The sequence below is a fragment of the Paenibacillus sp. FSL H7-0716 genome (assembly GCF_038002705.1).
Classification (GTDB): Bacteria; Bacillota; Bacilli; order Paenibacillales; family Paenibacillaceae; genus Paenibacillus_AQ; species Paenibacillus_AQ odorifer.
In genome coordinates, this window is the sequence record NZ_JBBODA010000008.1 from 21,131 (window position 1) to 43,041 (window position 21,911).

18 protein-coding genes are annotated in these 21,911 nt (G+C 42.7%); 14 read left to right on the plus strand and 4 right to left on the minus strand.

From position 1 onward, the window contains the following. Nucleotides 1-141 precede the first annotated feature (141 nt). Nucleotides 142-1,998 carry an assimilatory sulfite reductase (NADPH) flavoprotein subunit gene (locus MHH60_RS12610; protein WP_076134459.1) on the plus strand — a complete coding sequence of 619 codons (1,857 nt, stop codon included), beginning with the start codon at nt 142-144 and terminating at the stop codon, nt 1,996-1,998. A 46-nt stretch (nt 1,999-2,044) separates the two neighbouring features. Continuing rightward, on the plus strand, nt 2,045-3,769 hold the full coding sequence (gene cysI, locus MHH60_RS12615; RefSeq protein ID WP_076130761.1) for an assimilatory sulfite reductase (NADPH) hemoprotein subunit: 1,725 nt from the start codon (nt 2,045-2,047) through the stop codon (nt 3,767-3,769). Nucleotides 3,770-5,095: 1,326 nt separating this feature from the next. Here the strand turns inward: cysI and MHH60_RS12620 are convergent. Further along, a complete protein-coding gene (locus tag MHH60_RS12620; RefSeq protein ID WP_341161137.1) occupies nt 5,096-6,697 on the minus strand; it encodes a cellulase family glycosylhydrolase in 1,602 nt (533 codons plus the stop codon). A 398-nt stretch (nt 6,698-7,095) separates the two neighbouring features. Between MHH60_RS12620 and map the strand changes: the two genes are divergently transcribed. After that, nucleotides 7,096-7,842 carry a type I methionyl aminopeptidase gene (map, locus tag MHH60_RS12625; protein ID WP_036685786.1) on the plus strand — a complete coding sequence of 249 codons (747 nt, stop codon included), beginning with the start codon at nt 7,096-7,098 and terminating at the stop codon, nt 7,840-7,842. Nucleotides 7,843-7,896: 54 nt separating this feature from the next. Here the strand turns inward: map and MHH60_RS12630 are convergent, their stop codons facing one another. Beyond that, nucleotides 7,897-8,301 (minus strand): CBS domain-containing protein, encoded by a 405-nt coding sequence (locus MHH60_RS12630; RefSeq protein WP_038572361.1) that lies wholly within the window; start codon nt 8,299-8,301, stop codon nt 7,897-7,899. Nucleotides 8,302-8,479: 178 nt separating this feature from the next. On the opposite strand from MHH60_RS12630, the gene MHH60_RS12635 reads away from it, so the two are divergent. The 6 genes from MHH60_RS12635 (at nt 8,480) to MHH60_RS12660 (ending at nt 14,413) form a co-directional block, all read left to right on the plus strand. After that, entirely contained in the window at nt 8,480-10,588 is a 2,109-nt protein-coding gene (locus MHH60_RS12635; protein WP_076134282.1) for a methyl-accepting chemotaxis protein, read from the plus strand. A 683-nt stretch (nt 10,589-11,271) separates the two neighbouring features. Beyond that, a complete protein-coding gene (locus tag MHH60_RS12640; RefSeq protein ID WP_036685790.1) occupies nt 11,272-11,472 on the plus strand; it encodes a cold-shock protein in 201 nt (66 codons plus the stop codon). Nucleotides 11,473-11,536: 64 nt separating this feature from the next. After that, nucleotides 11,537-11,764, plus strand: a complete 228-nt coding sequence (locus MHH60_RS12645; protein WP_038572358.1) for a hypothetical protein — start codon at nt 11,537-11,539, stop codon at nt 11,762-11,764. Between the two features lie 207 nt (nt 11,765-11,971). Beyond that, a complete protein-coding gene (locus MHH60_RS12650) occupies nt 11,972-12,781 on the plus strand; it encodes a GNAT family N-acetyltransferase (RefSeq protein ID WP_076134283.1) in 810 nt (269 codons plus the stop codon). An 8-nt stretch (nt 12,782-12,789) separates the two neighbouring features. Further along, the gene (locus MHH60_RS12655; protein ID WP_081388918.1) at nt 12,790-13,893 is read left to right on the plus strand and encodes an LCP family protein; all 1,104 of its coding nucleotides are present in this window, start codon (nt 12,790-12,792) and stop codon (nt 13,891-13,893) included. Nucleotides 13,894-13,930: 37 nt separating this feature from the next. Beyond that, a complete protein-coding gene (locus tag MHH60_RS12660; protein ID WP_341041329.1) occupies nt 13,931-14,413 on the plus strand; it encodes a DinB family protein in 483 nt (160 codons plus the stop codon). Here the strand turns inward: MHH60_RS12660 and MHH60_RS12665 are convergent. Further along, nucleotides 14,410-14,619, minus strand: a complete 210-nt coding sequence (locus MHH60_RS12665; RefSeq protein WP_036685800.1) for a hypothetical protein — start codon at nt 14,617-14,619, stop codon at nt 14,410-14,412. The two genes, MHH60_RS12660 and MHH60_RS12665, sit on opposite strands and share 4 nt — an antisense overlap. A 280-nt stretch (nt 14,620-14,899) precedes the next feature. Here MHH60_RS12665 and MHH60_RS12670 point away from each other — a divergent pair, with 280 nt between their 5' ends. Further along, the gene (locus tag MHH60_RS12670; protein WP_076134285.1) at nt 14,900-15,259 is read left to right on the plus strand and encodes a hypothetical protein; all 360 of its coding nucleotides are present in this window, start codon (nt 14,900-14,902) and stop codon (nt 15,257-15,259) included. A 43-nt stretch (nt 15,260-15,302) separates the two neighbouring features. Here the strand turns inward: MHH60_RS12670 and MHH60_RS12675 are convergent, their stop codons facing one another. Continuing rightward, nucleotides 15,303-16,568, minus strand: coding sequence for a serine hydrolase domain-containing protein (locus MHH60_RS12675; RefSeq protein WP_076134286.1), 1,266 nt, complete (start codon nt 16,566-16,568; stop codon nt 15,303-15,305). A 66-nt stretch (nt 16,569-16,634) separates the two neighbouring features. Between MHH60_RS12675 and MHH60_RS12680 the strand changes: the two genes are divergently transcribed. The 4 genes from MHH60_RS12680 (at nt 16,635) to MHH60_RS12695 (ending at nt 21,873) form a co-directional block, all read left to right on the plus strand. Further along, nucleotides 16,635-17,318, plus strand: a complete 684-nt coding sequence (locus MHH60_RS12680; RefSeq protein WP_076134287.1) for a response regulator transcription factor — start codon at nt 16,635-16,637, stop codon at nt 17,316-17,318. Between the two features lie 2 nt (nt 17,319-17,320). After that, nucleotides 17,321-18,595 carry a HAMP domain-containing sensor histidine kinase gene (locus MHH60_RS12685; RefSeq protein ID WP_076134288.1) on the plus strand — a complete coding sequence of 425 codons (1,275 nt, stop codon included), beginning with the start codon at nt 17,321-17,323 and terminating at the stop codon, nt 18,593-18,595. Between the two features lie 159 nt (nt 18,596-18,754). After that, nucleotides 18,755-19,528, plus strand: coding sequence for an ABC transporter ATP-binding protein (locus tag MHH60_RS12690; protein WP_076134289.1), 774 nt, complete (start codon nt 18,755-18,757; stop codon nt 19,526-19,528). A 2-nt stretch (nt 19,529-19,530) separates the two neighbouring features. Beyond that, nucleotides 19,531-21,873 (plus strand): ABC transporter permease, encoded by a 2,343-nt coding sequence (locus MHH60_RS12695; RefSeq protein ID WP_076134290.1) that lies wholly within the window; start codon nt 19,531-19,533, stop codon nt 21,871-21,873. Nucleotides 21,874-21,911: the final 38 nt, after the last annotated feature.

Below are 21,911 nucleotides of genomic sequence, written 5' to 3' on the forward strand. Positions count from 1 at the left end.
CGTACTTTATAGATACTTTTTCAATAAATTACAATTATTAGGGTAAATCGACATCATTGATCGTTTACAATTATTGTGATAGCCTGATTTCATGAGGTACGGATCATCAGAAGATTTCATGTTTAGGAGAGGTGGATATTGTTGCAACTACAGGTAACGAACAGTCCTTTTAACGAGAGCCAAGTCGAGCTACTCAATCGTCTTCTACCATCCTTAACGGAGACACAGCAAATATGGCTTAGTGGTTATTTGTCAGCCATGGGCCTTACTACTGCATCATCGGCAGGTGCCGAGGTTCAATTAGTACAATCAAATACGATAGGAAATGTGGAAGGTAGTGCCGTTAGTCAACCTGTAGCTTCACGGGAAGTGACTGTGTTGTTTGGGTCCCAGACAGGGAACTGCCAACGGCTGGCTGGGAGCTTGTCCCGCAAGCTGGAGGAGCAAGGATTTCAGGTCACACTTACTGCGATGAACAGCTTTAAGCCCAATGCGCTTAAGAAGGTTGAGAACCTCCTATTGCTGGTCAGTACACACGGTGAAGGCGAGCCGCCAGATAATGCACGGATGTTCCATGAATTTCTCTATAGCAAAAGAGCTCCTCAATTAGAGAATCTGAAGTTCTCAGTGCTGGCACTGGGGGATACCTCCTATGAATTCTTTTGTCAGACCGGCAAGGACTTCGATCAGCGGCTTGAGGAACTTGGCGGCAAGCGGTTAAGTCCACGTGTGGATTGCGATCTTGATTATGATGATTCGGTTACCGAGTGGTTTGAAGGTGTGATTGGTGCCTTGAATGCACATTTAAATGCTCCGGCCATTGCGGCAAAAGCGGTTCAAGCTGCGGAAGACGCAGATTCTCAGGAGCCTTTGTATACCCGCAACAATCCTTTTAAAGCGGAAGTATTGGAGAATCTAAATCTGAACGGACGTGGTTCCGACCGGGAGACCCGCCATTTGGAGCTATCCCTAGAAGGCTCGAACATACAATTTGAACCAGGGGATGCGCTGGGTGTCTATCCGGAGAATCATCCTGAATTGGTAGACGCTATTATTCATACTATGGGCTGGAATCCTAATGATATTGTTCCATTTAATAAAAAAGGGGAAGACGGCACCTTACGTGAGGCCCTTCTTCACCACTATGAAATCACTGTATTGACCAAACCGTTACTTGAACAAGCGGCGAAGGTATCTTCTTCTAACCAATTAAGTGATCTATTGTCGCCAGAACGCGCGCAACAGCTTAAGGAATATATTCAAGGCCGCGATCTGCTCGATTTGGTTCAGGACTTCTCTCCCTGGGAGGGTTCGGCCAGTAGTTTTGTGACTATTTTGCGCAAGCTTCCGGCACGACTCTATTCAATTGCCAGCAGCTATAAAGCTAATCCAGATGAGGTTCATTTAACGGTTAGAGCTGTACGTTATGAGGCATATGGCCGTGAGCGTTATGGGGTCTGCTCGGTACATTGTGCTGAAAGAGTCCAGCCGGGAGATACGTTGCCCATCTACATTCAACATAATCCGAACTTTAAGCTTCCGACGAATCCTGATGCGCCGATCATTATGATTGGACCGGGCACAGGTGTTGCACCCTTCCGCTCTTTCCTGGAGGAACGTGGCGAGCTTGGGGCGGAAGGTAAATCATGGCTGTTCTACGGAGATCGGCATTTTGTGACGGACTTCCTCTATCAGACGGACTGGCAGAGAATGCTTAAAGACGGCTTGTTAACTAAGCTGGATGTTGCTTTCTCCCGTGATACCGAAGAGAAAGTATATGTTCAGCATCGCATTCTGGAAAAGAGCCGCGAGGTCTACGAATGGCTGCAAGCGGGAGCTCATATTTACATTTGCGGAGACGAGAAGCATATGGCACATGATGTTCATTCTGCTCTGATTACTGTCATCCAGCATGAGGGTGGTCTGAGTCCTGAAGAAGCGGGAGCTTATTTGGATAATATGCAGCAGGCGCAGCGCTACCAACGTGATGTTTACTAAGCGATAGAGTGAAGTTATCGAATGACTTCGGGGGGAGATAACAACAATGGCAAACAATGAAAAGGTTAAGCCGATCGGCGGACCTCCAAGCGATGTTGAGCACATTAAGCAAGAGAGTAACTATCTGCGGGGCGCGCTTGTTGAGACATTAAGCAATCCGATTACCGGAGGTTTGCCGGAAGATGATAATCGGCTGCTGAAATTTCACGGAAGCTATATGCAGGACGATCGGGATTTACGCAACGAGCGCGAACGGCAAAAGCTGGAGCCTGCATTCCAGTTCATGCTTCGTGTAGTTGCCCCAGGCGGGGTAGCGACACCAGAGCAGTGGCTAGTGATGGATGATCTGGCACAAAAATACGGCAATGGAACCTTACGTTTGACTACCAGACAGGCGTTTCAAATGCATGGGGTACTCAAATGGAATCTTAAGAAAACCATTCGCAGCATTAATGATACGCTGATGACGACGCTGGCAGCTTGCGGCGATGTTAACCGTAACGTAATGAGCAATCCGAATCCTTACCAGTCGGAGGTGCATGCAGAGGTCTACGAATGGGCGCGCAAAGTAAGTGATCACTTATCACCACGTACGCCTGCTTACCATGAAATCTGGTTGGACGGTGAGAAGGTAGTAGATAGCTTAGGCGAACGTGCGGAAGTAGAACCGATCTATGGTCCGGTATATTTACCGCGTAAATTCAAGATTGGCCTAGCGGTGCCACCTTCTAATGATGTGGATGTATTCTCGCAAGATCTGGGTTTTATCGCTATTCTGGAAAATGAGAAGCTAGTCGGCTTCAACGTTTCTGTCGGCGGCGGTATGGGGATGACTCATGGCGATACCAGTACTTATCCTCAGTTGGGACGTATAATTGGTTTTTGCCGTCCGGAACAGTTGATTGATGTGGCAGAAAAGACCGTAACGATCCAGCGGGATTATGGCAATCGCTCTGTCCGCAAAAATGCACGGTTCAAATATACGATTGACCGCCACGGTCTGGAATGGTTCGTAGACGAACTGCATGAAAGACTCGGATGGCAGCTTGAAGCAGCACGTGATTATCATTTTGATCACAACGGAGACCGTTACGGCTGGGTGAAGGGTACCAACGGAAAATGGAACCTGACACTTTATATTCAAAGCGGACGGATTCATGACCAAGAAGGATACACCTTGATGACTGGCTTGCGGGAGATTGCTAAAATTCATACTGGAGATTTCCGGCTAACGCCGAATCAGAATCTAACGATTGCCAACGTCACTACTGCCAAAAAACGCAAAGTAGCTGAGCTGGCTAAACAGCATGGACTAACAGATGGAGCACATCTTTCTGCATTGCGGCGCAGCTCCATGTCCTGTGTAGCACTGCCAACCTGCGGACTTGCGATGGCTGAAGCGGAACGCTACCTGCCTTCATTGATAGATAAGCTGGAGCTTGTTATAGATAAAGCTGGTTTGCGTGACGAGGAAATTGTGATCCGAATGACCGGCTGCCCTAATGGATGTGCTAGACCGGCGCTGGGTGAAATCTCGTTTATCGGCAAGGCTCCTGGCAGATACAATATGTATTTAGGAGCAGGCTTTACGGGTGATCGCCTCAATAAAATGTATAAAGAAAACATAGATGAGAAAGAGATCCTAGAGACGCTTGAACCTATTCTTCACCGATATGCCAAAGAACGTCAACAAGGCGAGCATTTTGGAGATTTCGTGATCCGTGCAGATTATGTTAAAGCCGTTACCTCTGGGCTTAATTTCCATGACTAAATGAAAGTAGATTTAAAAATGTCCCGGGGCCAGTTGGATGGCTGCCGGGATTTTTGTGGTTTGGGTGTAGTTAGATGCGCAAGGGGCGTGTCGTACACAAAATGCTCCAGAGGTAAAGAACGGTAGACAAGAGTAAATGAGCAGCAGATAAGCAGCAGATAAGCGCATACGAGTAGTGGATGAGTAGCAGATGATCGCAGATGAGCAGTAGATGTTCGATAGTAGAGTAGTAGATGAGCAGCAGATGAGCAGCAGATGAGCGCTGACGAGCGACAGTAGACTAACATGGTGACGGACTCAGGAGCCCTTATTTCCTGAAATCTTGCCAATTTGCAGAGTATTCGGACTCCAGCGCCGTAACGGTATAAAAAGAGATATAAATAGACCCTTTTCAGAGGAATAGTGTCTCTCCAGTCCGAAAGTTGCTCAAAACGGCTTAAATCGCACAAATAGCATCATCTGAGTCCGAAAATCACAACAAAGCGCTCAAAAGGTAAAGAACGGCAGATGAGCAGTAGATGAGCGCGACGAGCGGCAGTAGACTAACAAGGTGACGGACTCAGGAGCCCTTATTTCCTGAAATCTTGCCTAATTGCAGAGTGTTCGGACACCAGCGCCGTTAAGGGTATGAAAAGAGGCAGAAATAGGCCTTTTTCAGAGGAATAAGGTCTCTCCAGTCCGAAAGTTATTCAAAACGGCTTAAATTGCACAAATAGCGTCATCTGAGTCCGAAAATCACGACAAAGCACTCAAAAGGTAAAGAACGGCAGATGAGCGCAGACAAGCGGCAGTAGACTAACATTAGAGTAGTGAAAGAGTCATATTAGATAGTGGGACAGTGTGATATTAGCGCATTAGGAACAATTGTAGAGTAATACGCAGAACAGCAGGAGCAATAGTGAAGTAACGCAGAACAGCCAAATAAAAGTGAAGCAACCGACTAGCGGAACAATAGACGAGCGACAGTAGACAAACATCAGAGTGGTGAAAGGGTCGAATTAAATCGATAGTAAAATAACATTAGATGGTGACAGAGTAAAATTAGATTAGATCAGTAGGAGCAATAGTGGAGTAGTACGCAGAACAGCCAAACAAAAGAGCAGCAACCGACTAGCGGAACAATAGACGAGCAGCAGTAAACTAACATCAAAGTAGTAACAGTTCAGCAGCAGACTAACAGCAGTAGATCACCGTTGACTGACAAATCTAGCAGCAGCCTTTATTTGATCTACAATAATCTAGTAAGAGCCCAACATTTGCGCTACAACAGATCCCATTTAAAAACCAGCAAGTCTCCAATTCCGGGAGGCTCGCTGGTTTATGTTTTTAAGGAGCGATACCGGAGATCAGTACATCGTTTTGATACAGGGTTACTTTGTTCCAAGTGCTGAAGGAAACTTTGGTTGGATCGAACGAATAGTCATTTGCTTCATTGAAGTTAGACCAGTCGCTTTTGTGCACGCGTAATTGGATTTCTCCTGACTGCCCACCGGCAGGTATGGAGCCCGCGCTAGCATTGAAAGTAAGCTCAACGTAAGAGTCGGCGTTCGTCCCACTTGTGGACCCGAGGGAAACCGATATATTAGAAGCACCGACCTGTGCCCAATCGATCACACCATTGAGGGAGGCACTTCCATCTTTAGTAAAGTAATAACGAATTTTCAGTCCATTTAAATTGACTGCCGTTGTTCCATTGTTATAGATGTTGAAGTAGGGCTTGATTGAGTTATCTGTAGCATTGGTATCTGCAGCACGGTAGTAAAGTGCCAGATTACTGGTTGGCGAGCCGGTAGGAGTGGCTGTTGGTGTTGGTGTAGCTGTAGGTGTAGGTGTAGGTGTAGGTGTAGGTGTAGGTGTAGGTGTAGGTGTAGGTGTAGGTGTAGGTGTAGTGCCACCATCCGGCACAGGTTGGTAACCAGGTGTTGTGTAAATTTTATTAAGCACAGAGGTTGCTAAGGTTCCGTTTGCTCCATTAACGACTGTATTTCCCCAGTTGCTGAGTGTTCCTGCTGGACCGCTGGCTAGATCCAGATATTCAACGCCTCCGCCATTACCATACCAGGACCAGGCGAGCCAGCCCACCTTTTTTTCCTTAGTGTAGCTCATAATGGTGGCTTCATCGACATCTCCACCCGTGTGCTTGTCACCGAATTCGCCGATAATTACAGGGGCTCCAATAGCCAAGGCACTATCGATATTACTCTTAACTGTAGCAGCATTACCTCCAGCATATTCGTACATATGAATAGAGAAAATGGTATTTTTTAAAGTATCTGAATTAAATACAGCCTGACCACTAGTGAAAATAGATTGTGGGTATTGACCCCATCCCGCTGCATCTACAACTAAAGTGTTCTTAATGCCCGCATTTCTTAACGCAGGAATTGCCGCTTGGTATCCACTAGCCCATGTTGCAGTGTTCCAAGAACCGTACCATTCATTAGCAATATTCACAATGACACGATCTTCTTTACCGATCAAAGCATCCTTGATGCTGATCCAATAGTTTACTGCAGCATTAAGGTCAGAGGTGTTGTCTGAGCCCGTAGCATCATGCACTTCTAGCATGGCAATCATTTTATACTGATCACAAAGCTTTAGAATATTTTGGACATCAGCTAAAGTATCGAGAGACCACTTGCTGCCATTAGAAAGTACAATTCTGACGGTATTGGAGCCAGTCGCTGCGATGGCCGGTATTGCAGTAGCCAGATCGTTTTTGTACCAAGTGTGTGCATGATTCACCCCACGCATTACAAAAGGACTGCCAGTAGCATCGTATAAAGTGGTACCGCTTACATAAAAACCTTTAACAGAAGTGTTTGCTGCCGCTACCTGCTGTTGAGGTAAAGATATAGAAAGAGTAAGGATACTAATTAATACTAACAAACTGATTTTCCGGAACGAAAAATGCTTTCTGAATTTCATCAACATTTCCTCCTTAATCAAATAGGGTTGCTTCTTTGATTATGCGTATCCTCCAGGTGGTTGCAGTAAATGCACTCAATTACAGGCATGTATCACCTCCTCAGTTATTTTGAATATAACATATAAAGGAATTTTTAGGAATAATAAATAATTTAACGATAACAATAATTTTATTTTTCAATAAATAAATGAGTGAAATTGCCAATAAAGCACTCGCCTTTAATCTAACATTCTCATAAAAAAAATGATTTTTTTAGATTCAGGAAGGAAAATATAAATTTTTTCGCCTAATGATTTGGATTTCTCGCGATTTTCTTTCATAATATAAAGGGTAAACTAAATACAAAAGAAGAACCGTTGCCCGAGAGCGATGTGTTCTGTACAGAAGAGGCGATATTATGATTATCATGAAAACGATGGAAGAGATCGAAAAAATGCGTGCGGCGGGAAAAATTCTCGCTGAATGTCATCGTCAAATTGCGCAAATTTTGCAGCCTGGTATTACGACCTGGGAAATTGATGAATTTGCAGAAAAATTTATATTGTCTCAAGGAGCTACTCCTGAGCAAAAAGGATATAATGGGTACCCGTACGCAACCTGTGCATCTGTAAATGATGTAATATGCCACGGATTTCCGAAAAAAGAGCCGCTAAAAGACGGGGATATCGTAACCATTGACATGGTTGTTAACTTAAACGGCTGGTTGGCAGATTCGGCCTGGTCTTACGGGATTGGCAATATTAGTGAACAGGCGACCAAACTTCTAGACACTACTAAGGAATCGTTATTCCGTGGAATCGAGCAGGCGGTTGCAGGCAACCGTATCGGGGATGTTGCGCATGCCATCCAAGTTTATGCAGAGTCTAACGGATTTTCTGTAGTACGTGATTTTATTGGCCACGGGATCGGTTCAGAAATGCATGAAGCTCCGGAAGTGCCTCACTATGGTCCAGCAGGGAGAGGGCCTCGTCTTAAAGAGGGGATGGTATTTACCATTGAGCCCATGCTGAACACAGGCAGTTACAGAACAAAAATTGATGCGGATGGTTGGACTGCGCGTACCATTGACGGTGGATTGTCAGCACAATATGAGCATACTTTGGCGATTACCCCACAAGGAACGATTATCCTGACTGAACTATAATTTTGGTGAAAAATAAAATGACCAGTCTCCGTATTGGAGATTGGTCATTTTTTATTAATCCGTAATGTTGCGAGTGTAATATTCAATGATATCTTTTCTCCTAATAATTCCAACAAATACACCCTCATTATCAATCACAGGAACGAAATTCTGATCCGCAGCGAGCGTCAGCATATCCTCCATTTCTGCATTAATGAGAACACTTTCGTTATGAACATGCTTTTGGATGTCGCTTACTGGAACTTCCCCTATATTGTCAAAGGTTAAATCTGCTGTGTTTTTCAGCTTCCACAATAGATCACCCTCCGAAAGTGTTCCTACATATTTTCCTTCATTATCAATAATAGGGATAGCTGTGTAATGGTGCTGTTCTAATTGTTCTAAGGCTTCCAGCATGGATAGTGAGTTAGTGATATAGGCGACTTGATCTTTTGGCAACAAAAAAGAGGATATTTCCATTGGCATGAACTCCTTTGTATTATGTTATTTTTTGATTAGGCTACTTTTATTTAAACATACTTTTGGAATGGATAGAATTTTAAATTTTCATCCCTTGAATTATAGGTAATAAGTCCTATTGAATAGAGGTCGTATTTTGTCGATTAAAGATATATTATCCTAGAGTGGAGTTGTTCAGATGGCATTGTATCGAAGGCTTTCATTAACGTTTAAGTTTGTTATGGTGGTAAGTTTAGTAATTATTGTGATCTTTTTCTTTAGTTTAGTCGCAAACCTGGCTAATCTGCGTAGTGTGAGCATATCCAACGGTGAACTTCAGGCAGAGGTCGCAGGAAAAAGTTATGCGGAGACCATTCAGAATAGAATGATAGACATTCAGTCGACGGGTGAAGCGCTTGCTGAAGTACTACTTGAATCAAGAGAACGTCAAACCTTGGACCGTGAAGATGTTGTTTCTACAATGAAAACTATGCTTGAGCACAGACCAGAAATTTTTGGGATGAGTATATTATGGGAACCCAATGCTTTTGATCAGAACGATCAGGCTAATATAAATAAGATGCCATATGATGATGGTACGGGGCGTTTTATTCCTTATGTCTTTAGAAATCAAGGTGCAATAAAGGTTGAACCCTTAAAGAATTATGATGTAGAGGGTGCGGGTGATTATTACCTTTTACCAAAAAAAGAGAAAAAACCGGTCTATATTGAACCCTATTCCTATGAGACAACTGGTGGAGCTATAGAGATGATTTCGGTCATGCTGCCAATTTTGGATAAAACGGGTGTATTTCTGGGAACTGTAGGGTTCGATGTTTCGTTAACCCAATTGCAGGAAGAAGCCGTTAATTATAAACCTCTGGGAGGTTATGTTTCTTTAATCACTGGTAATGGCAAATATGCAGCCAACCCAAATGATCCTCAAAGTGTACTCAAAGAATTTGGTGATACAGAAGATAAAACAGTACTGTGGAAGCGTGTGAAGAATGGGGAGGCCAAACTGGGATACACGATAAATTCTAAGGGAGAAGACGTGCTGCGGACTTTTGTTCCGATACCAATGCCTGGAAGTGACCAGGTCTGGTACACACAGACAGCGATCTCTAAGGATGTTATCATGGCTGATTATGAACAAGCTAAAACAGAATTTTTTATCATTATGATTATTGGGATTTTGATTTTAGCTGTTATTGTTGGTCTTCAACTATGGTTGATGGTAGTTAAACCGCTTCGCTTGTTATCTGAGAAACTGCAGCTGATGTCTCAGGGTGATTTGACTCAAACCCTGCAGGTTCGAAATGATGATGAATTCGGCAAAATGGCTACACATTTTAATCATATGACCCATAAGCTTCGAGAAATGTTTGGACTTGTCGCTGATTTATCAATGTCCGTGGGAGCTACCTCTGAAGAGCTGACAGCTAACGCTGAGCAGACTGGGAAAGCTGCTGAACAAATTGCTGTGGCAATTGGACGAGTAGCCGAAGGAGCGCAGCTGCAGAATGATTATGCGGGTGATTCTTCAATGGCGATGAGCGAGCTGAATGTTGGAGTGCAACGGATCGCTGACTCTTCGTCATCGGTATCTGCATCTGCAGATGAAGTTACCGATCAGACGAAAAAGGGCAGTGCGCAGCTGCAAATGGCAGTGAACCAAATGTCAGAGTTAAAGCTGTCTGTGGATGAGACGAGTCTGGCGATCGAACGTTTAGGTGAACGCTCTGCTCAGATCAGCGGGATTATCGGCTTGATTTCGAACATAAGTAAACAGACCAATCTGTTGGCACTAAATGCGGCTATTGAGGCGTCCAGAGTGGGTGAACATGGCCGAGGTTTTGCTGTAGTGGCCTCAGAAATTCGCATGCTGGCAGATCAGACTAAAAAAGCTGCCGAACAAGTTACTGCTTTGGTTGAAGATGTGGTGCAAGATACTAATCAAGCTTCACAAGCAATGGCTGTCGGCAATGAAAAAGTAATTCTTGGTGTGCAGAGTGTATCTGATAGTGATCTTTTATTTACGTCGATTCTGACAGAGATGACACAGGTAACCGACCAGATCCAAGAGGTGTCAGCAGCGGCACAGCAGATGACCGCGGGTACGGAGCAAATTTCAGTTACGGTTAAACAATTAGCCGATCTTGCTTCGGAAGCTTCCTCTGACTCCCAAAGTGTAGCAGCAGCCTCTGAGGAGCAGCTTGCTTCTATGGAAGAGATCTCAGCCTCGTCGGAGTCACTCAGCTCAATGGTGCAAGACCTGTTGGATAAATTATCTTACTTTAAAATTTAATTTCCCTTTTCAAATTTTAGAAAAGGGCTGTCCTCTAAGCTATGAAAATGACTGCTGTGTCGAAAGCAAATGCTTTGTCACTGGAAAATACGCTTAGTAACCTACTAACGGACACAGTGGTCCTTAAACGTAGGATTATCCGATATGGGGAATGTTATCGGACTCCAGTGCAGCTATTGGCCCGAAAAATGCTTAATATGAGCCTCTTTCCAAGGTATAGCGTCACTGGAGTCCGAAATCTAGCTGTAATGGATAAAAACATGTGAATAACGTCTACTGAGTCCGAAAATCCCGTAGGATAATGAATGTGTAGTCGTAGCAGGCCGCGAATGACCAAAAAACGCCGAACAGCGATTCTTCGATAACAGAAGAATCGCTGTTTTGTTGATTTTAGGATATTGAAAGTGAGGAGGTCAGTCTCCGCTCGTAGAATCACTTATGGCACAGCTCCTTCTTACCTCCCATTTTCTTCATAATGCAGTAGAGTATCTATTTGGTGTTAGCTGTGTTATAATCAATCTATCGAAAGTATTTACCTGGCGAATTCACATAGCGTAGAGGGTTATTCTTTAGACGTTAATAACCTTGTACCATATGTGAATTTTTATTTTTTTAGAGATTTTGCAAGAGATTTTTTGAGGATAAGAATAACATGTAAATAAAAATAAGGTGGTAATTATATTATGCAAACAGGAACAGTGAAATGGTTTAACGCAGACAAAGGTTTTGGTTTTATCGAGGTTGAAGGTGGAGAAGATGTATTCGTACATTTCAGCGCAATTACTGGTGACGGATTCAAGTCCCTGGATGAAGGACAACGTGTGGAATTTAACGTAGTTCAAGGCAATCGTGGTCAACAAGCGGAGAATGTTGTAAAACTGTAAGTAGTAAAATGAATCCCCAAACGTATCGTTTGGGGATTTTTTTATAGAAAGGTGGCGGATGTAAATGCAGGTGTTTGAAGACTGGAATTTAAAAGTTAAGAAAACCTTTAACGCTACAAGTAACAAGGAAGTATTGACGGTGTCTGAAGCGGGAAGCTTGCTCGGGCTGTCTAAAGACCAAATGAAAAGTTATGTAGATCAGCATAAGTTGACTAAAGTTCCGATCATGAGAAGTGTCGTCAGATATCTTTTACTGAAGAGTGAGATCGATATGATTGTGAAAAAAACCTAAGATCAGCATTAATAAATAGGGTAGACCAATCCTTGATAGGATATGGTCTTTTTTTGTCTCACAAATTTCTTATAAATAGAAACTTATCGACCCTAAGATCGTCTATAATAATGGGATATTTTAGGTAACGGTGTCATCCAGTAAAAAATATCCTCACATACTGGTGGTTATCTATCAAAACATTACGTGATATCTAAGGAGAAAATTATGAAACGACTAGAGAGTAAAGACTATTACAAAGCTATTGAGCCTTTAGGAAAAGTGAAAATAAATACGATGTTTGCTGAGTCAGTGGTGCAGCAAGTCATACCTGGCAGCGTATATGTTGACGATATCGTTAACCCGCGTGCTTTTTACATTGCACACCCTTGTGGAATGTCTTTATTAATTGGAGAGTCGGATAATGAAGAGTTTAAGCGCGATCTTTTTGATTACATAACCAATAAAAATATGATTCGGCATCATCAAGAATTTCTGCAGGCTGATCCAGCGGGAGGCTGGCCGGAAGTTATCGCTCATTGGAGTGAACAGGAAATGCTCCATAGAAATACAAGGGTCAACTTCAGCTTTAACCGCGAGCGATATCTGAACCAGAAAGCTTCTTATCTTAACCAAGATCTTGAAGTGGTGCGAATGAACAAAGAACGGTTTTTGGCGGCAACAGGAGGTGTCAATCCTAAGGCGTTTTGGAGGAATGAAGAGCAATTTCTTGCCGAGGGGCTGGGCTTCAATATTCTTGACGCTGGGGAAATTGCCTCTACGGCATTTTCGGGTTTTGTTAATGAGCATCAACTGGAAATAGGCATAGAAACCTCAGAAGCACATCGGGGTAAGGGCTATGCCTACGCTGTCTGTTCAGCCTTAATCGAATACTGTCTAGAACATCAGCTTGAGCCGGTGTGGGCGTGTCGTCTGGATAACGAGGGTTCTTTCAACTTAGCGCATAGATTAGGCTTTGAGACAACCTACATGATTCCCTATTACCGGCTGGTAGAATCCGTCATCAGGAAGGGTTAAGGATCCGAATGAAAAATAAACAGACTACCCATTCAGCTTCTTCATTTTCTTTAAGTAGAATTGAGAAAAAAAAGGTGAAGAAGAAAACTAAGACCAGCAAGAAAAAAAAGATCTGGCTATTTACGCTTGCTATCGTACTTATTGCTGGGCTAGGATCTTATGTTTTTCGTAAAGAACTGCTGATTTTCGGATTTAATAACGTTGTGGCTCCGACTATTGAACACACGCTTGATGGATCATACGTTCCTTTAGAAAATAATGAAAACGCTGAAGCTCCCGGATTACAACCAATGGCGAATAACAAGGATCGTCCATTTTCTATCCTCTTACTGGGTACTGATCAGCGGGGAAAAGAGAACGGCCTTTCTGATTCGATTATATATACTGTGATCCGGCCAGTTGATCATAAAGTATTGTTCGTGTCGATCCCTCGTGATTCCTATGCAGAAATTATTGGAGCGGAAAAGGTTAAAGGAGCTAGGAAAGAAACCAAGATTAATGCAGCTCATTCCTATGGCGGTCCTCAGATGAGTGTAGACACCGTTAAAAATTTATTAAACGCGCCTATCGAATATTACGCTACTATTAATTTCAACGGCCTTGTGGGCGTTACAGATGCTCTAGGGGGTGTTGAACTTCCGATTACCAAGGTGATTGAGAACAAGAGCCCGGATCATGAGAAATTAAGAATTGAACCGAACAAACCGATTTATTCTGGCGCTGAAGCATTAATGTATGTAAGATACCGGGAGGATTCTGATTTTAAACGAACGGAGCGGCAGCGGATCTTTTTGAAATCTGCGCTTGAACGGATGAAGAGAGTAGATAATATCCTTAATATACAGAAAATCATCGAAATAGCAGGAAGTAATTTCCAAACCAATATGAAGTCAGACTTTATTCTTGATTTGGCGAAAAGAGTAATTCTTGAAGGGGGTACTCCTGAGATCACAAGCCATATGTTGCAGGGTGAAGGCAGACGGAAGGATCAATGGTATTACATGCTTGACGAAAATGATGTGAAGCGTACCCATGAGTTGATTGAGATTTGGCTGAATCCTGACTCTACTGATACGGATCTGGCCGCAGCTTCTGCGGATGACGCAGCATAGATGTTGTGACTGAATTATTTTATTTTTCATGTGGAGGTTGATCTCTCTGGCTGCAAGAACAAATGAGCAAATGTTACTCGAATTTAAGTCCCTCATCCCATTCGTAGAATCTTTAGGGGAAGTGTCAGACAAATATTGGAATCAGCCTATTGCAGCTGGTAAATGGACTGTAAAGGATATCATCTGTCATCTCATGTTATGGGATAAATATTTTTATGAAGGTGCGATTAAGAAAATAATTCTCCGGGAACCGATCACAACCAAGCATTTGGATTTTAACAAGTTTAATGCTAATGCTGTAGAATATGCTAAATTATTATCTGAACAAACATTAATTGAACAATTTGTACGTTATAGAACTAAAATCATAGATGCAGCTGCAGGCTTAACGGAAGATGAATTCAATCAGGAATATAAGGATGGAGACCGCAAAAAATTCAGCGTTCGCAAGTACCTGAGAAGTTTTATCCCACATGATAAGCATCATAAAAAACAGATTGAGCAGTTCTTAAAACCTTAAACCTTGGCGCGATTTTGAACTAACTTCATGGATTGGCGTATGAGGATAGGACCAAACATGCTTCCGGCAGAGGCGGCAATTAAGGAATGGAAGGGGAATTTTATAGCAAAATAAAAGACCCATCCAGCAACAATATCAATAAGGATGAACTTCTTGATCTCGGATAATGGAATGGTCACGAAGACAATGGATTGTTTGTTTCTCACAGCAATGACCTCCTAATTTTAAGAAAACATCTTATAAATCCACTGTTCATTCTATTTTGGAACTAAGATGTCCCATTCCGTCTAAATCTACAATCGAATCGTAAAAAAAGGAAGTATGCCTTGCGGATCTTTTTCGCAAAGTGTACTTCCTTTTTTGTATGTGAGGATATTATCTGACTAATATTTGGCAGGGTATGGAAAGTCACAGAAGATATATTCAATCACTAGTACAATGTAAGCGTTATCTTTTTGTGAAAATATATCCTAAAGGAGCTAAGCTATGAGAGTGAAGAGACTATCTTTTAACCAGCTTGTGTTTATCTGTTTAGGTTTTCAATACTTGTTAATGCGTTTGTTCTCTGCCGGCGAGGCGATCGTTATCACATCGATAGAGCTAGTAATATATATTGTTTATACTGTCGCCACCCTTGTCGGATTGTTTATCCGGAGCAGACGAATTGATAGTGAAGCTGTATCCGGGTTGTCGTCGTTATTTTTCAGCGTGTTATGGACGGTGTCTTTGTTCTCACAATTTCGGAAAGAAAGTTATCCAAATGCTTTAACAATCATTAATTCGCTGGGGGTATCTGCAGCGGTAATCGTGATGCTCACGCAATTTATAATTTTGGCCAAGGCTTAGGCCTTAGCTGAAAAAAGGCAGGTGCCCAGTAGCTATTTTATGGCTATTGCGGCACTTGTTTGTTTTTTTTCATCCCCAGAAATGAAAGCTCACCCTGTTCATTCCGTTTAAATTCAAATTTACTGTCATGCTTGGTATGATGGAATCTTGTTTCTGAGATAGGGTAGAACGGTGTAACCTCTTCATCATTCCAGACAAAATAATAGTCCTGGCCCCTACGCTCCACGCTCGCTTTGCAGCCAAATCCCTCATAGGTCCCCATATATTCAGCATACATGCTATCATCAAGTGGAAAAGCTTGCGGGAATATCGGAATTTCGGCGGGCTCACCGAATACTAATCCAGATAGAGATTCCGTTAACTTGGTAATGGGGACACAATCATAATTGGTCAACATGATGACGGTTGTCTGCTCTTCTGGATATCTGTGCATTTCACTTCGGAAGCCGCGGTAAGCGCCACCATGATTCATTCTTTTGCGATCATAACGTTCGTCTAAGAACCAACCAAATCGATATTTGAGATTACTTGAATGAAAAGCCATCTCCAGAGTATCGTGGGATACTAATTGATCGGAGTATAAAGCTTGATCCCACAGGAAAAGATCAGCAGCCGTCGAATACATGGCACCTGCTGACAAAATAGAACTCATATTTATGTATTCTCCCTGAGTATACTCTCCCCATGAGGAATGATAAGGTGAGGCTAATTTTGAAATGATTTGCTGATTGTTATAAACTCCTGTATTTACCATGCCAAGAGGCTGTAATATAAAAGTAGTGATATAATCTTCAAATGTCATGCCAGTAATCTTTTCAATGATCATTCCTAATAAATAATAACCCGAATTATTATAGGAAAACGATGTGCCAGGCATAAATGCAGGTGGTTGACTCACAAATAGCTGTAACATCTCCAGTGGAGTCAGCTTCAGCTTATTTAATTTTTGATTATATTCGGGTAGAGAAGTGTAGTTGGCTATACCCGAGGTATGTCCCAGCAGATGAAGGATGGTCATCCCCTCGAATGCATGCTGTTCAGGAAGATATTTTAGGATCGGATCTTCCAGTCGCAGACGTTTTTGTTCTTTTAGCATCAGAATCGCCATGCCAGTGAATGACTTGGTTAACGACCAGATTCGAAATTTGGTATCTATAGCGTTCGGAACCTGATGTTCAAGATTCGCATATCCATATGCTTTTTGTAGCTTGATTTCTCCATGCTGAGCTATCAAGACTGTGCCGCTCAATGGCCAGCTTAGTTCGTATTTATCTAAAAATTGCTCCAGACGCTGGGATTGTTTATCCACAGGTAACCCCTCCTTAAAGGCATATTCTAACATAATACTAAATTCTGTTGAAGCGGAGAGAAATCCATGAGATATGATTGTTTAATTATTGATGATGAAACTGAACTTGCGGAGACCACCTGCGAATATTTTAATTTGTTCGATGTTCAAACCGCGTTTGTTACAAGCGCAGATGCCTGCCGGAGCTTTTTGCGTGAGCATCAGGTCTCAATGTTATTGCTTGATATTAATTTAGGCGGTGAATCCGGCTTCCAGTTATGCAAAGAGCTGCGTCAGACGATGGGGATTCCCATCTTGTTTATTAGTGCCCGCTCCAGTGAAGATGATGTATTGATTGCTCTTGATATCGGAGGAGATGACTATATTCATAAGCCGTATACCCTGAGAGTGCTGCTAGCAAAAGTGAAGGCGGTGCTTAAACGCCACAATAACGAAGTTATAGCTGAGGCAGCTAGCCTCCAAGCCGGGCCTATCCAGATAGACCCCGAACTTAGGAGGGCAAGCCTTAATGGCGTAGCTCTCAAGCTGAAAACGATGGAATATAAATTGCTCAGCTATTTGATTCAGCAGAAAAATAGGGTAATCCCCAAAGAAGAGTTATTTACAGAGGTATGGGGAGATGTTTTTGCGGGGGATGGCACCTTAAATGTACATATCCGTCATCTACGCGAGAAAATTGAGCAGAATCCTAATGATCCTCAGTACATCCGTACAGTATGGGGCATCGGTTATGCTTTTGAGGACAAATAGTTATGACAAAAAAACTGCTGTTGGCCCTTCTGCTTACTATATTTGCCGCAAGTTTAACGCTCACATTCCTAATTCTTAATTTGCAGGTGGAGACAGGAACAGATAGAGTGGCTATCAATACCATTGTGAAACTCACGGAACAGAACTGGGACAAGCTTGATCCGAAGCTATACAAGGAAAGTCCATATGAATTTGCCATTATCGATACCGCGGGAGTACTTAAATATCAGACAGGAAATGCGATTTCCGTTACCGTTAACGAAGCCATCAACAATCGGGATACTCTAGTGGACGTTTTTGTTCAGGATAAGATGGTGGGTAAGGTGATTATTAATAATGATTACCGTGCGATTTTTATACATATGAAAAAACAATTTATACAAGTTTCTATTGTGATGCTGCTTCTGCTTTCGGCTCTAGGCATCCTCTATATTTGGTTCCTGAATCGATCGGTTCTCCGTCCGTTTCGCAAAATGCAGCTATTCGCGAAGCATATCGCCAGAGGTGATCTGGAAGTGCCGCTGGAGATGGATCGTAACCATCTGTTTGGTGCTTTTACCGAAAGCTTTGATATGATGCGGGAAGAGCTTGCAGCGGCTAGACACAGCGAATATTTGGCGAATAAAAGTAAAAAGGAACTGGTTGCTAGTCTCAGTCATGACATTAAAACACCAGTTGCTTCTTTAAAGGCGATCACGGAACTGATGTTATTAAGCGCAAGGGATGAGAAGACTAGCAGACAGCTTAACACTTTGTACTCCAAAGCAGATCAGATTGATCGTCTGGTGACCGATATGTTCCATTCGACCTTGGAGGAACTAAATGAACTTAAAGTCAGCTTAACGGAGGAGCAAAGCCACCTGCTGATCCAAATTATAAATAATGTAAATTTCTATGAACGGATTTCAACAGCCTCTGTGCCTGACTGTATCATTACGGTGGACCCCTTGCGGCTGCAGCAGGTGATCGATAATGTTGTGAATAATTCCTACAAATATGCCTACACAGACACACCCATAGATATTAAGTTCGAGATCACGGATCATTATCTGGAGGTAGATATTCTGGACTATGGCCCCGGGGTTCCTGAAGAGGAGCTGCCTTTAGTATTCAATAAATTTTTTCGGGGCGGTCTGGCCGTGAGCCAGAATGGTGCGGGTCTAGGCCTGTACATTTCCCGTTATATGATGCAAAAAATGCAAGGCGACATTCTGTGCTCCAATCGGGAGGACGGATTTACAGTCAAACTGCTAATTCCTTTAGCAGGACAGAATTAAGAATTAGCTAAGGATTGCACAAAGACATGTTAAGAACATTTAACGTACGATAAGGTTGCAATTACGAATGAGCTTGTGATTGCAGCCATTATATTTTGCGTGGAGCTATGATTTTTTTTAGCGCAATTAATGAGCATGAATGTAAATGGAGTGTTCAACATGAGCGAAGTGAATAATAAAGTGCTGATGCAGACTAATAAGCTTGGAAAAACCTTCTCCCATGGAGGAACTCAGCAGCATGTTTTGAAAAATCTGGATCTGACCTTATATCATGGTGATTTTACGATTATCATGGGCAGCTCTGGTTCTGGTAAATCAACACTGCTGTATGCCATTTCGGGTATGGATAAGCCAACGCTTGGAGAGGTTCTATTTGAAGGTCAGGATATCACAGCCATGAGTAATGATCAGCTTGCGATATTCCGGCGGAAGAATTGTGGGTTTGTGTTTCAGCAGATTCATCTGCTGGATACGATGAGTGTCCTCGACAATGTATTATCAAGTGCTTTTCTTGTACAAAAGGATAGAGCAGGGGCTGTAAAAAAAGCCAAAAAGCTACTCTCAGACGTAGGTCTGGATGACTCTGTCTGGGGCAAGTTTCCGGCGCAAATCTCAGGTGGCGAAGCTCAGCGGGCGGGTATTATCCGGGCATTGATCAACAGTCCAAAAGCGGTTTTCGCCGATGAGCCGACGGGTGCGTTAAATAGTTCAGCAGGAATAGGTGTACTGCGCGTCCTTACTGAGGTGAATAGGCAAGGGCAAAGTATAATTATGGTTACTCATGATCTTAAAACCGCGTTGCGTGGAAATCGGATATTGTATTTGCAGGATGGAGTCATCGTGGGAGATTTGCGTCTTACCCCTTATAGCGAAGATAACGGACCTGAACGGCAGCAGCAATTACAGTCCTTTCTAACCGAATTGGGGTGGTAGGGATGAGTAGCTTAATAGGAAAATTAGCTTGGTCTAATATTCGTAAAAGAAAAAGTGCCACGGTTACGCTCTTCATTCTTATCATGATAGCTGTGCTGCTGCTGAACATTGGCCTTACGGTCAGTTTGAAGCTCAATTCCTTCCAGCAAGAAAAAATGACTGAATTAAGGACTCCAGAATTAAGTGCATTTTTCCCGAAAGATGATTATCTAGAAGGATATGAGGAGCTTGTGGATAGTTATTCATATACAGATTCCTGGGAGAATGAAGCAGCAATTCTGTTAGCAGACGCTAAAATGAAGTACGGACAAACGGACACTACGGTAGCTTTTATAATTCTTAACATGGATACACCACGGACCAAGGGACTGTTCAAGACAACGACTCCGCTAGGATCTAAGGATGCGAATATGATCTATCTGCCTTATTTGTTCCATGTTGGATCGGGGTATAACCTGGGGGATACTTTTACTTTTGTATACGATAATAACTCATTTTCTTATACCATAGGTGGCTTTATTGAGGAGCCATTGTTAGGGACGTTAACTAATGGAGCTTTAAAAGTTTTTTTGACTGATGAAGGTTATAAACAGTTGGAGGAACGTCTTGGAACTGAAGCTCAATACAGCTTTCTATCAGCAGATTTAACCGATCCTTCAAAGGGTGTAAAGCTGGAACAAATGCTTAGTGAGCGGATTTTTGCCTCAGGAAGTACGGATCAATTTCAAGTCATGCGGGCAGAGGTTGGTCTCGAAGGGAACCGTGTTTTTGTTAATCTTTTAGCAGCCATTCTAATTGTGTTTGCACTGATTATGGTTCTAATCTCGCTGATTGTCATCAGGTTTCAAATATTGGGGCATATTGAAGACAATTTAACGAACATCGGTATTTTAAAAGCTAACGGTTATACTTCATGGCAGATTAAAAATGCGCTTCTGCTACAGTTCACCTCAGTTTCCATCATTGCAGCTATACCGGGAGGCGGGTTATCTGGGCTGGTTATGCCGTTGGTAGGGAATATGATTTCGTCTTCAATCGGACTTCTGTGGCCAATATCCTTTGAAGGGGTCAGTGCAGTGCTTAGTTTGGTTATTGTCTCTGGACTAGTGCTACTTGTTACCTATCTGTCGAGCCGGCGAATTCGGAACATTACTCCGATTACAGCTCTGCAGAGCGGAATCCTCACTCACAATTTCAAGCGGAACCCAATTCCACTCGAAACATCCCGAATGAATCTGCAATTCAGCTTAAGCCTTAAAGCTCTAGCAAGGCAGGCGAAACAAAATATGATGATCGTATTGATCGTTGCCGGATTAACCTTTTCTAGTATTTTTTGCTCTATATTGAATTTTAACTTTAAGGGAGATACCTCCGCCGTTATAGAATTGTTAGGTATAGAACATAGCGATTTCATGTTGTTACCTAAGAGCGGAGATCTCCAGCAGGGGATGTTTGCAGACTTAGAAGCCATGCCAGAGGTCAAAAAATTGACCGTATTGGATAGTATGGTCGCTTCGATTAAAGATACCAGCTTTATGCTCCGGGTATCTGACGATTATACCAAGCTGGAGACACAAACCATATACAAAGGGCGAGAGCCTATTTATGATAATGAAATTGCCATTTCCGGTGTTATTGCAAAATTGGAAAATACAGAAATAGGCGACGAGGTCCCGATTACGTTTAATGGTGTGACGGAGAATTATTTGGTCACTGGTTTAAGCCAGCAGATTAGCCAACTTGGAATGGTGGCAAGCATGACCGGCGATGGAATGAGAAGACTTCAACCGGAGTACACCGCTCAATCCATAAATGTGTATCTGAAAGAGGGAGAAAGTTCCAATGCCTTTACGAAGGATCTGGAAACACGCTTCCCTAAGCAATGGAACATTACTAATGTTCGAGAAACGTTTGATAATACGCTCAGTACATTCACTGCCGCAGTATCTTCTATGACTGCAGTCATTACTGTGGTGACGATTATAGTAGTCAGTCTGATTTTGTATTTAGTGATTAAGACTTTGATTCTGAAGCGGAAGCGTGAGTTCGGCATTCTTAAAGGAATGGGTTATACCACTTTTAATCTGATGACGCAGATTACCTTTAGTCTTTTTCCGGTGATTGTGGTTGGAGTAGCTTTGGGGAGCATAGGGGGGTATTTTTTCTCAGACTCAGCGTTTGTACTATTGCTCTCGAGTTTAGGGATTTATAATGTCCAACTGGCGGTTAGTTTGCCTCAAGTATTGCTATTGTGTGCAGCCATTCTAGTAGTCGCTTATGCGGTGTCTATGCTTGTTGCCCGGCGAATTCGGAAGGTTAGTGTGTACGATCTGATTATGGACTAATTTAAGCGGAAAACAAAAAAACAACGAGCAGGAGGTTA

What these genes read in the sequence shown, in the direction of transcription:
- cysI (WP_076130761.1), top strand. Translation starts at nt 2,045, where the DNA reads ATGGCAAACAATGAAAAGGTTAAGCCGATCGGCGGACCTCCAAGCGAT.
- MHH60_RS12640 (WP_036685790.1), top strand. Translation starts at nt 11,272, where the DNA reads ATGCAAACAGGAACAGTGAAATGGTTTAACGCAGACAAAGGTTTTGGT.
- MHH60_RS12685 (WP_076134288.1), top strand. Translation starts at nt 17,321, where the DNA reads ATGACAAAAAAACTGCTGTTGGCCCTTCTGCTTACTATATTTGCCGCA.
- MHH60_RS12690 (WP_076134289.1), top strand. Translation starts at nt 18,755, where the DNA reads ATGAGCGAAGTGAATAATAAAGTGCTGATGCAGACTAATAAGCTTGGA.
- MHH60_RS12670 (WP_076134285.1), top strand. Translation starts at nt 14,900, where the DNA reads ATGAGAGTGAAGAGACTATCTTTTAACCAGCTTGTGTTTATCTGTTTA.
- MHH60_RS12630 (WP_038572361.1), bottom strand. Translation starts at nt 8,301, where the DNA reads ATGGAAATATCCTCTTTTTTGTTGCCAAAAGATCAAGTCGCCTATATC.
- MHH60_RS12655 (WP_081388918.1), top strand. Translation starts at nt 12,790, where the DNA reads ATGAAAAATAAACAGACTACCCATTCAGCTTCTTCATTTTCTTTAAGT.
- MHH60_RS12650 (WP_076134283.1), top strand. Translation starts at nt 11,972, where the DNA reads ATGAAACGACTAGAGAGTAAAGACTATTACAAAGCTATTGAGCCTTTA.
- MHH60_RS12645 (WP_038572358.1), top strand. Translation starts at nt 11,537, where the DNA reads ATGCAGGTGTTTGAAGACTGGAATTTAAAAGTTAAGAAAACCTTTAAC.
- MHH60_RS12695 (WP_076134290.1), top strand. Translation starts at nt 19,531, where the DNA reads ATGAGTAGCTTAATAGGAAAATTAGCTTGGTCTAATATTCGTAAAAGA.
- map (WP_036685786.1), top strand. Translation starts at nt 7,096, where the DNA reads ATGATTATCATGAAAACGATGGAAGAGATCGAAAAAATGCGTGCGGCG.
- MHH60_RS12635 (WP_076134282.1), top strand. Translation starts at nt 8,480, where the DNA reads ATGGCATTGTATCGAAGGCTTTCATTAACGTTTAAGTTTGTTATGGTG.
- MHH60_RS12620 (WP_341161137.1), bottom strand. Translation starts at nt 6,697, where the DNA reads ATGAAATTCAGAAAGCATTTTTCGTTCCGGAAAATCAGTTTGTTAGTA.
- MHH60_RS12680 (WP_076134287.1), top strand. Translation starts at nt 16,635, where the DNA reads ATGAGATATGATTGTTTAATTATTGATGATGAAACTGAACTTGCGGAG.